This is a genomic window from Actinocrinis sp. (genome assembly GCF_035946395.1).
GTDB lineage: Bacteria > Actinomycetota > Actinomycetes > Streptomycetales > Catenulisporaceae > Actinocrinis.
Genome location: NZ_DASYZI010000314.1, coordinates 1 through 3,386 on the forward strand (window position 1 = coordinate 1; position 3,386 = coordinate 3,386).

The window sequence follows — 3,386 nt, forward strand, 5'->3', positions numbered from 1 at the left end:
TGACGTGGAGCTGTTCGGCATGGGCCCGGACGGCCACGTGGCATCGCTGTTCCCGGAGCACCCCGGCGTCTACGAGGAAGACCCGGCGGTCATCGCCGTGCACAACTCGCCCAAGCCCCCGCCGGACCGGCTCTCGTTCACCTTCCGCACGCTCCAGAACGCGCGCGAGGTCTGGATCGTCGCGGCAGGCGCCGAGAAGGCCGCGGCGGCCCACATGGCGCTCTCCGGCGGCGGCCGGGTGCAGGTACCGGCCGCGGGCGCCCTGGGACGTGTCAGAACCCTGTGGCTGATCGACCGTGCCTGCGCCTGCGAGCTGCCCCCGGGCCTGAACCGCCCCGCCTCGCCATAGTCGTGGCACATTCTACTAGCTTCTAGTAGAACGAATCATGGCCACAGTCACAGTGAGCGAGCTCAATCAGCAGACTGCGCGCGTGCTGGAGAGAGTCAAAAACGGCGAGCTCATCACTATCACGGAATACGGCCGGGCCATCGCCAGACTCGTTCCGGACGCGCCGCTGACCGGCGTACCGCTACTCGATGAGCTGATAGCGCAGGGGGCGGTCATTCCGGCGTCGAACCCGGGACCTATTCCGCCTACTGCGCCGCGCGAAGACCGGGATGGCGATATCAACCTGTCCGAACTACTGATTCGGGACCGCGAAGAAGAACGATACTGATGATCTACTTGGACACGTCGGCCGCGTTGAAACTCGTCGTTCCCGAGACTGAGACTCATGCGTTAGAGCTGTGGCTCACCGAACGCGTAGGACTGCCCCGGGTCTCCTCCCGATTGCTTCGGATCGGGCTGCTGCGCGCAGTAGGCCGATATGGGTCTCACCGGGCCGAGCGCGCACAGACGGTGTTGTCGTCAATCTCCCTCATGAGTATCGATAGAGTGGCGAGCAGTGCCGAGACAGTCGGAGACTCGCTTCCGCGAAGCCTCGACGCGATTCACCTGGCCACAGCCCAGGCGATGCGCCCGGCGTTGACGGCCTTTGTCACCTATGACAAGCGGCTTGCGTCTGCGGCGACCACGATCGGTCTTCCGGTCGAGGCACCTGCGTAACAGTCCGCGCGATCGGCTCAGGTCACTGATTCGTGGGTAGCGGGGTGGGCGACCAGGTCAGGCCGACGCCGTGTAGTTCACCGGTGCCGAGGCGGAAGAGCCGTTCCTGGCCGCCGAGGTAGACGGCCGCGCCGATGACCTCGTACGGCGCCTCCTCGTCCTCGGTCAGGTTGTGGGTGCGGCCGGTGAACAGGCCCAGGCCGGTCGCGTATCCCTCCTTGATGACGCAGACCAGGTCCCGGCGCGTGCCCAGGCGGCGGATCAGGGCGGCGAAGTCGGCGCGGCCGTCAGCGGTCCAGTGCGCGAGCGAGTTGGAGACGAACACGCACGGGATCGCGTTGTCGGGTACTGAGTCCACTGCGTCGGGGAGGATGCGCAGGGCGTCGCCTTTGCGTAGCCGGACCGGCCTGCGTGCCGCGTGGTCGAGGGCCGCGCGAAGGCGGGCGCGGCGTTCGGCGTGTTCGGGCCAGACCAGGGCGTCGAGCCAGGCGCGGGCCTCGGGATCCGCCGGGTCGAGCGGGTTGAGGTCGAGGCCGACGCGCGAGGCGATCCGCAGGTCCTTCGACACGAAGGGCGTCAGCGCCTTGATTGCTTGTGGCGTCGTCTGCGCGGCGGGGGCGGTCACCGCGCAACGCAGCGTGGGGACGCCGTCGGCGCTCCCCTCTCCCGCGCCGAGTTCGGAGCCGTCTTCGAACTCGTATACGTACGCGTACCGGTCGGCGTGCAGGAGCAGCCCGGCGCTGGTGCCGACCTCGATCAGGCCGAGCGGTCGGCGGGTGCAGGCCTGCGCCCAGCCGAAGGCCGGGAAGAGCTGCGCCGCGCGCCTTGCCTCGTTGGTCTGCGTCTCGCCGGTGGCCAGGACCTGTTCGATCCGGTCGCGGTGCGCCAGCACGAAGCGGGAGAAGGTTTCGGCCAGTTCGGCGTCGGGGGCGCGCGTCCCGCCGAGCGAGGGGTAGTACTCGGCCAGGTCGCTGTCCGGTTCGTCGAACAGGGTCCGCTGCACCGCGGCGAACAGCAGGTTGGGGATGCGCTGGCGCTCCGGCGCCGCGACGAGCACTTGTGAGATCGGGCCGCCGTCCTGAAGGTCCTGGGAGACCTGCGCGGTCAGCGCGGTATAGAGCGGCGAGGACTTGGCCGCCTCCCGGTCCAGGAACAGCTGGAAATTGCGCAACGCCTCAACCACGAGGTGATCCTAACGGCGCGTGCCGACAGCGTGCGCCCGGACCTTGCGGCCCCGGGCCCCGCTGGACCTCAGACCTCGCCGCGCAGCTTCGCCAGAGCCTCGGCCAGGATCGCCTCGCCGTCCTCGTCGGAACGGCGCTCGCGCACATAGGCCAGGTGCGTCTTGTACGGCTCGGTGCGTGGCGGGGCGGGCGGGTTGTCGGGGTCGGGACCGGCCGGGAAGCCGCAGCGGGGACAGTCCCAGGTGTCCGGGATCTGCGCCTCGGACGCGAAGCTCGGCTTGGTCTCATGGCCGTTGCAGCAATAGAAGCTTATCCAGATCCGGGGGGCGGTCTCGCCGCGCTCGGCCTCGCCCATGGGTCCGGCGCCGACCCGACTCCCGCGAATCGCGTTGCCACTAGCCACTGTTCGTCTCCCTGACAGGATCGATCCTCGCCCCGTACGGTGCGCGATGCACCAGTGTACGAGCGAAAACGGAGACGTGTACGTCGGTCGTCCCGGTTCCGATCGGGCAGGACGGGGCTATGTCACATCATGCTACGCGTCGTCACCTCTGCGGGAATCCCGGGTGACGACGCGTCAAGGATCGGAGACGAGGCCGCGATACTCGGCGCGACGAAACCGCCACTACTTGTAGGCGATGCCGAGCCCGACGATCGCGGCGACCCAGAGGACCGTGAGCACGATCGTGATCCGGTCCAGGTTCTTCTCGACCACCGACGAGCCGCCGTGCTGCGAGGTGAAGCCACCGCCGAACATGTCGGAGAGGCCGCCGCCCTTGCCCTTGTGCAGCAGGACGAAGACGATCAGCAGCAGGCTGGTGATGGCGAGGATGATCTCCAGTGCGACGACCACGTGCGGCTCTTCTCTCTACTATGGCCGGATACCCGGGGCAGGGGCCGGAGCCGAGCTTACCGGCCGCCTTCCGTCCGAGCCAGTGCCGCCGGCTGTTGTGGCGCGGATCGGCGCGGCCCCGGCGGATGCGGGACCGCGCCCTGCTAGGGGGTGTTTGAGAAGTCGGGTCGGTTCAGGGCGCGGCGCATGGCGCGTGCGATCGCAAGGCGGAGGTTCGCCTCCAGACTGGTTGTCTGGGGGCGAACCGACAACGCGGCGAGCGTGCGTGACAGGCGCCGCGACC

Annotated in this window: 6 protein-coding genes; 3 read left to right on the forward strand and 3 right to left on the reverse strand. The window is 68.6% G+C overall.

All coding sequences use genetic code 11. The annotated features are described in order from the left end of the window. From VGS97_RS19245 to VGS97_RS19255, 3 genes are all read left to right on the forward strand, one after another. Nucleotides 1-349: 6-phosphogluconolactonase (locus VGS97_RS19245; protein WP_326854972.1), on the forward strand; the 349-nt coding region annotated here is incomplete at its 5' end. 52 nt (nt 350-401) lie between these two features. Further along, complete coding sequence (locus VGS97_RS19250) at nt 402-677, forward strand: type II toxin-antitoxin system prevent-host-death family antitoxin (RefSeq protein WP_326854973.1); 276 nt, start codon at nt 402-404, stop codon at nt 675-677. Continuing rightward, nucleotides 677-1,066 carry a type II toxin-antitoxin system VapC family toxin gene (locus VGS97_RS19255; protein WP_326854974.1) on the forward strand — a complete coding sequence of 130 codons (390 nt, stop codon included), beginning with the start codon at nt 677-679 and terminating at the stop codon, nt 1,064-1,066. Before VGS97_RS19250 ends, VGS97_RS19255 begins: the two co-directional genes overlap by 1 nt. Nucleotides 1,067-1,088: 22 nt before the next feature. Here the strand turns inward: VGS97_RS19255 and VGS97_RS19260 are convergent, their stop codons facing one another. The 3 genes from VGS97_RS19260 to secG all read right to left on the reverse strand — a co-directional run bounded on the left by VGS97_RS19260 (nt 1,089) and on the right by secG (nt 3,103). Further along, a complete protein-coding gene (locus VGS97_RS19260; protein WP_326854975.1) occupies nt 1,089-2,249 on the reverse strand; it encodes a DUF2332 domain-containing protein in 1,161 nt (386 codons plus the stop codon). 68 nt (nt 2,250-2,317) lie between these two features. After that, nucleotides 2,318-2,653: an RNA polymerase-binding protein RbpA gene (locus VGS97_RS19265; RefSeq protein ID WP_326854976.1), complete on the reverse strand. Its 336-nt coding sequence runs from the start codon at nt 2,651-2,653 to the stop codon at nt 2,318-2,320. A 222-nt stretch (nt 2,654-2,875) separates the two neighbouring features. Further along, a complete protein-coding gene (gene secG, locus VGS97_RS19270; protein WP_326854977.1) occupies nt 2,876-3,103 on the reverse strand; it encodes a preprotein translocase subunit SecG in 228 nt (75 codons plus the stop codon). Between the last annotated feature and the right edge of the window lie 283 nt (nt 3,104-3,386).